Genomic DNA, 6,329 nt, shown 5'->3' on the forward strand with positions numbered 1-6,329 from the left:
CGCACGGCGCCCCTCCCGCGGATGCCGGTTCACATCCATCGTTCGGAAAGGAACATCATGGTCATCGACAATCCGAGCTTCTTCCCCATGGGCGAAACGAACGACGCCTACGCAAGGTACTTCATCGGCCAAAGCTATCTCGCCCCACTGGTGGCGGGCAGGGAGATCAACGTCTCCAACGTGACGTTCGAGGCCGGCTGCCGGAACAACTGGCATATCCATCACCAGGCATGCCAGATCCTCATCGCCGTGGGCGGCCGCGGCTACTACCAGGAATGGGGCCGGGAGCCGATCGAGCTCAATCCCGGTGACGTGGTGTATGTGGCCCCCGAAACCAAGCACTGGCATGGCGCGGCCCCCGACTCCGATTTCGCGCATATCGCGATCATGAACGTCGTCGAGGGCGCATCGAACGAATGGCTCGAACCGGTGGAGGACGAATACAGGAGCCTCGGATGAACGACGGTCAGCCGACGTGGCGTTCGAAACGACGGAAGCCAGTGATCTCGTCGATCTCGGCCATCGCATCGTCGGGAATCTCGAAGCCGGAGGCCTTGAGATTGTTCTCCAGCTGGCTCGGCTTGCTGGCGCCTGCGATCACGCAGCTGATCTCGGGATGCTGCAGGATCCATGCAAGCGACAGGATCGCCAGATTCGTGCCGAGCTCGTCGGCGACCTTCGACAGACGTTCGACCATGTTCAGGTTCTCGTCGGTGAGCAGATCGTTGATCTGGTGATCCGCCTGCCAAGTGGCGCGGGAGCCGGCCGGCAGGGACTGACCCTTGCGGTACTTGCCGGTGAGCAGACCCTGCGCGAGCGGCGAGAACGTGGTGATGCCGATGCCGTGACGGCGGCATTCGCCCATGATCTCATGTTCGATGTAGCGGTCGGCGATGTTGTACTGCGGCTGCACCACGGTGATCGGATACAGATCGTAGCGGTCGATGATGCGCTGCGCCTCCTCCAGTCGGGCGCCGCCCCACTCCTCGGAGACGCCATAGTACAGCACCTTGCCCTGTGCGACGAGATCGCTCATGGCGCGCAGCGTCTCGGTCAGATCGGTGGTCTCGTCGAACCGATGGCAGAAGTACATGTCGACGTAGTCGGTCTGCAGGTTCCGCAGCGTCTGGTCGATGCTTTCGAAGATGTGCTTGCGGGAAAGACCACGATCGTTGACGCCGTCGCCGGTCGGGAAGAACACCTTGCTGGAGATGACCAGCTCCCGCCGCGGATACTGCTTGAGGGTCTCACCGAGGAAGCGCTCCGCGTCGCCTCCCGAATAGGCGTCGGCGCAGTCGAAGAAGTTGACGCCGGAATCATAGGCCAGACGGACCACATCGCGGGCGACGTCCACCTGTGCGGTGTCGGTCAGCCGGGTTACCCAGCTGCCCAGCGCGATCTCGCTGATCTTGAGTCCGGACTTTCCCACTCGACGGTATTGCATGGTGTTCTCCTTAGCTGTATGGGTCTGTATGACGTCCCGGTTGTTCCCGTTCACGGACACGCGATTGTGCGCGCTCACATCAAGTTCCATACAAGCGGTTCAACCTGACTTCAATGCAACCTCGACACGCGGAGGCACTCCCGATCCCTCGCGCCGGTCGCTCAGGCTCGAAAGGCGGACCAGCGTCCCCCGTCATGATGCACGCGGATCGGGAATCCGAACATCGCCGTGAGCCGTTCGGAGGTGAACCCATCATCAAGACCGCCGGTGTAGACGATCGTGCCCGGCATGGGATTGCCCTCGTCGGGCGCATAGATGCTGGGATGCGCATCGAGATAGTCGCGATACCGATCCTCGGGCATATGGTCCATCAGAGCGAGATGGTCGAACCCGGCGGGAATCTCCTCCAGCTGATGGGTGACCAGCACCACGGCCCGTTCACAGGCGGCGTCGGGACCGCTCGCCCCTCTTCCGACGCCGTTCTCATCCAGCCTTCCCAGCTGTCCGACGACAAGCTCCCGCCCGCCGATGTCCATGCCGGTCGTCGGCTCGTCGAAGATCATCAGATCAGCGTCCGACATGAGATTGCGGCAGATCAGCACCCGGGTGCGTTCCCCTTCGGAAAGTCCCGCCATGCGTTTGCCGGCAAGGTATTCGATGCCGAAGCGCTCCATCAGAGCGCGTGCGCGATCATAGACGGCGGTGTCCCGCCTCCGACGTTCATGCAGGGCAGTGAGCTCGATCACGTCTGCGGAATCGCCGAGATCCTCGGGCACGGACCGGATGGGTGCGGCGTCCACGATCACGTCGACGGGATCCGCCGGCGGGGCGAGCTCCCTGCCCACCGCGGACGAGGCGAGCGCGATCCGTCCCGAGGCCGAGAACCGGTCGAGGCCTCCCTGTCCTCTGCCGAGCAGCGACAGCCGCCCGACGTTGGGGAACTGACGCAGGCTCATCATCGAGATCAACGTGGATTTGCCGATCCCGTTCGGCCCGAACAGGATCCACTTCTCCCCCGGTCGAATGGTGAGGTTCACGTCGGCGAGGATCAGCCGTCGGTCCCGCCAGAACCCCACGGATTCGGCATGCACGACGGTCTGGTTCACGGTTTCCCGGTTTTCGGAGGCGGCATCATTCATGCGTTCGAACATACACGATGGTCGGCATGACTCCTTGACATCCCGTGAGTCTCCGTATTTCGGGAAGATTCCGTCGAGGGACGGGCGCCATCGTCCGTCCGCGCGAAGAGGATTCCGCTTCGGCATGCCGTTCGGTATCATGGTCCGTTGGACTTTACGTGAGGAAGACATCGATATTCGATCGCATACGGTAGGTGAGGCATGGCTATTGAGGCTCAGGGACTGGAGATTCGCATCGGAGCGCGAACGCTGCTCAATCCCACGGATTTTCACGTATCGAAGGGGGATCGCATCGGTCTGGTCGGACGAAACGGCGCCGGCAAGACCACGCTGACCCGCGTGATCACCGGGGACATGCTGCCAACGGCCGGCAAGGTGCGCGTCACCGGCAAGCTGGGCTATCTTCCGCAGGACACCCATACCGGCGATCAGGAGCAGACCGCGCTCGACCGCATCATGAGCGCCCGTGACATCAACACGATCCTCACTCGCATCCGCAAGGCGGAGAAGGAGATGACCGACCCCGACCCGGACGTCATGACCCGCGCCATGAAGCGGTACGACAAGGCGCAGCAGGATTTCGAGAATGCGGGCGGATACGCCGTGCAGTCCGAGGCGATCGTCATGGCCGAAAGCCTGGGGCTTGATCAGGAGGTGCTCAAACGCGAGCTCGGCACGCTTTCCGGCGGCCAGCGACGCCGTATCGAACTGGCCCGAATCCTGTTCTCCGACGCCGACACGATGATCCTCGACGAGCCCACCAATCATCTGGACGCCGATTCCATCGAATGGCTGCGCGGGTATCTCAAGAAGTTCAACGGCGGGTTCCTGGTGATCTCCCACTCCACCGAGCTGCTTGACGAGGTGGTGAACAAGGTGTGGCATCTCGATGCCCAGCTCGGCCAGATCGACATGTACTCCCTCGGCTGGAAGGCGTATCTGCATCAGCGCGCCGTGGACGAGGAGCGACGCCGTCGCGAACGCGAGGTGGCGGAGAAGAAGGCCGAACGCCTGATGAAGCAGGGCATCCGACTGCATGCCAAGGCCACCAAGGCCGTGGCCGCGCAGAACATGATGCGCCGCGCCGAGCGTCTGCTTTCGGAGACCTCCACGGCGCAGAAGGCCGAAAAGGTGGCGGACATCCGCTTCCCCGAGCCCGCCCCCTGCGGCCGCACGCCGATCATGGCCAAGGACATCTCCAAGGCCTTCGGCTCCAACATCGTATTCGCCGGCGTCAACCTCGCCGTCGACAAGGGCTCCCGGGTGGTGATCCTCGGCTACAACGGCGCCGGCAAAACCACCACCCTGCGTCTGCTCGCCGGCATCGACAAGCCCGACACCGGCGAGGTGATCTTCGGTCACGGCGCGAAGATCGGCTATTTCGCCCAGGAGCACGACACCCTCGACAACGACGTGACCGTTCTGGAGAACCTCACCCATGTGGCTCCCGAGCTCAACGACACCCAGGCCCGCAGCATCCTCGGATCGTTCCTGTTCTCCGGCGACGACGCACTCAAACCCACCCGCGTGCTTTCCGGCGGCGAAAAAACACGACTCGCCCTGGCCACCCTCGTCACCTCCCGAGCCAACGTGCTGCTCCTCGACGAGCCCACCAACAATCTCGATCCCGCATCCCGCGATGAGATCCTCAAGGCCATCGGCAAATACGAAGGCGCCATCGTGCTCGTCACCCACGACGAAGGCGCCGTCCAGGCCCTGAATCCCGAGCGCGTGCTGCTCATGCCGGACGGGGACGAGGATCTGTGGAGCGACGACTACCTCGATCTCGTCGCCGAGGAATAACGGAGCGTCGGCCACGTTGCTCCTCGGTCGACGTACCTTCGTACGCCTTCGTCTCCCGCGCCTTGCCGACGCATGAGACGATTCCCGACACTTCACGCCCCCGAGACCCAGCATCGACCTATAGTGTGTTTCGTCATACAGGCCGTGAATGGAGGAGCGTGAGCCGCTGATGAGTGGATCAGCCGGTGTGCAGGCAATGGATTCGATACCGTCGAAGAACGTGGTGGCCGCCAAGGAACCCGAACACAAGGGGGCGGCCGTCAAGGCCGCTCTGGCCGCGAACATCGGGGTCGCCGTCTGCAAGGTCGCGGCGGCCATATTCACCGGATCGTCCGCCATGCTTTCGGAAAGCGTGCATTCGGCCGCCGACTGCTCCAACGAAATCGTGCTGATCATCGGAGAGAAGGCCTCCCACCACAAAACCGACGGCGATCACCCGTTCGGACTGTACCGCGCGAAGTATCTTGCCTCGTTCGTCGTAGCCACCTTGCTGTTCTTCGTCGGCGGCTTCTATTCGACCTCCGAGGCCATCAAGAAGATGCAGCTTGTGCTTTCCGACCCCGCCGCGCACACGGCGAACCGGTTCGAGCTGGCCGTGGCGCTGGCCGTATGCGTGGTCAGCGCATGCTTCGAAGGCATGGGATTGCACAAAAGCGTTCTCGAAGCCCGCGAGCGCATGGACCGCATCGGCATGAAGCGCATCGGTTTCCTTCGGTTCTGGCGTCGCACCAAGTCGGCCGAACTGGCTTCGGTCATCATGGAGGATACGCTTGCGCTCATCGGTCTGGCCTTCGCCGCCACCGGCATCGGCATCGCCATTCTCACCGGCGACGAGCTATGGGATGCGGTCGGCGGTCTGATGGTCGGCTCCGTGCTGCTGGCCACCAAGTCCGGCTCCCTGCTCTTGGGCGAAACCGTGGATTCCGAGACCCGCACCAAAATCGTTCATGCGGTCACCTCCACGCCGGGTGTGGAGCGTCTGCTCAACATGCAGACGATCCACATGTCCGAAGACGACATCCTGCTGTGCGTCAAGGTGCAGACCTCGAAGCTTGACCGTGACTACGACGTGCAAACCGTCGACAAGATCGAAAACGCCGTGCGCACCGCACTGCCGTGGTATCGGTTCGAGATCTATGTGGAACCTGACATCTACCGTCGGGACCACGACAGAATGCTTGAGCCCGGTGAATAGGGACGCGTAAGCACATAAAAGGAGGCTCCGGAGCTGGTGTTTCAAGCCCCGGAGCCTCAATACCGATTCTCTGCATCCACATCATCCGCGGATCGTAAGGCAGGATTCCGGCTTGGCATCGCCGCCAAAGCCCTTCGGATACCTCAAAACGAACATATCCTGCCTTCATCTCCAGTATACCCTGCCCGCTCTTCGGAACACACCGAATCGTTGGAAAATCAACGTTCCACAGTCTTGGCCATCTCATGGGCACAGCATACGACGGCACCGCGGTTCGGCCCGCATCGACAGCACCGAAAGATCGCCGTATACGAATCCGTGACAGAACGTGCGCACGAGGATAGCATGAAGGAGTCGGCAATCGTCATCGCCCGGATTCAATTTGTAAGTGCAACACTCGTCTCTGGGTGGCTTGTCTTTGACATTACCTTGCCGAGCTCGCGGTACCAAACCTCGTTGGGCGTTTCCCAGCCCAGGACCTTCAACGGGGTGTCGTTGATCTCGTCGACGATGGCCTGCAGGTCCGCATCCGACAGGTCGTCGAAGCTGGTCCCCTTGGGCAGGTAGCGCCGGATCCTGCCGTTGCGGTTCTCGTTCGTGCCCCGCTGCCACGAGGAGTACGGGTCCGCATAGTAGGTGAGCATGCCCAGCGCCTCGTCCACGAGCAGGTGGCAGGAGGACTCCGTGCCGTTGTCCCACGTGCGGTCGATGCGCGCGGGCGCGGGGATCCGGCTGTAGATGTCGGATT

6 protein-coding genes are annotated in these 6,329 nt (G+C 62.3%); 3 read left to right on the forward strand and 3 right to left on the reverse strand.

Annotated features, from left to right (window positions below; all coding sequences use genetic code 11):
- Positions 1-57 precede the first annotated feature (57 nt).
- The gene (locus Uis1B_RS06655) at positions 58-459 is read left to right on the forward strand and encodes a cupin domain-containing protein (RefSeq protein WP_165782771.1); all 402 of its coding nucleotides are present in this window, start codon (positions 58-60) and stop codon (positions 457-459) included.
- A 7-nt stretch (positions 460-466) separates the two neighbouring features.
- On the opposite strand, the gene Uis1B_RS06660 is transcribed toward Uis1B_RS06655, so the two are convergent.
- Both Uis1B_RS06660 and Uis1B_RS06665 read right to left on the reverse strand, forming a co-directional pair.
- A complete protein-coding gene (locus Uis1B_RS06660; protein ID WP_101616689.1) occupies positions 467-1,444 on the reverse strand; it encodes an aldo/keto reductase family protein in 978 nt (325 codons plus the stop codon).
- A gap of 161 nt (positions 1,445-1,605) precedes the next feature.
- Positions 1,606-2,550: an ATP-binding cassette domain-containing protein gene (locus Uis1B_RS06665; protein ID WP_101616753.1), complete on the reverse strand. Its 945-nt coding sequence runs from the start codon at positions 2,548-2,550 to the stop codon at positions 1,606-1,608.
- Between the two features lie 234 nt (positions 2,551-2,784).
- On the opposite strand from Uis1B_RS06665, the gene Uis1B_RS06670 reads away from it, so the two are divergent.
- Together Uis1B_RS06670 and Uis1B_RS06675 are read left to right on the forward strand one after the other, a co-directional pair.
- Positions 2,785-4,386, forward strand: coding sequence for an ABC-F family ATP-binding cassette domain-containing protein (locus Uis1B_RS06670; protein ID WP_101616691.1), 1,602 nt, complete (start codon positions 2,785-2,787; stop codon positions 4,384-4,386).
- 196 nt (positions 4,387-4,582) lie between these two features.
- Positions 4,583-5,581, forward strand: a complete 999-nt coding sequence (locus Uis1B_RS06675) for a cation diffusion facilitator family transporter (protein ID WP_243390292.1) — start codon at positions 4,583-4,585, stop codon at positions 5,579-5,581.
- A gap of 377 nt (positions 5,582-5,958) precedes the next feature.
- Here Uis1B_RS06675 and Uis1B_RS06680 read toward each other — a convergent pair.
- Positions 5,959-6,329 (reverse strand): IS30 family transposase (locus Uis1B_RS06680; protein WP_133124868.1); only part of this gene is annotated, 371 nt, incomplete at its 5' end.

It is taken from the genome of Bifidobacterium margollesii (assembly GCF_002860355.1).
Taxonomy (GTDB): domain Bacteria; phylum Actinomycetota; class Actinomycetes; order Actinomycetales; family Bifidobacteriaceae; genus Galliscardovia; species Galliscardovia margollesii.

What these genes read in the sequence shown, in the direction of transcription:
- Uis1B_RS06655 (WP_165782771.1), top strand. Translation starts at nt 58, where the DNA reads ATGGTCATCGACAATCCGAGCTTCTTCCCCATGGGCGAAACGAACGAC.
- Uis1B_RS06660 (WP_101616689.1), bottom strand. Translation starts at nt 1,444, where the DNA reads ATGCAATACCGTCGAGTGGGAAAGTCCGGACTCAAGATCAGCGAGATC.
- Uis1B_RS06670 (WP_101616691.1), top strand. Translation starts at nt 2,785, where the DNA reads ATGGCTATTGAGGCTCAGGGACTGGAGATTCGCATCGGAGCGCGAACG.
- Uis1B_RS06675 (WP_243390292.1), top strand. Translation starts at nt 4,583, where the DNA reads ATGGATTCGATACCGTCGAAGAACGTGGTGGCCGCCAAGGAACCCGAA.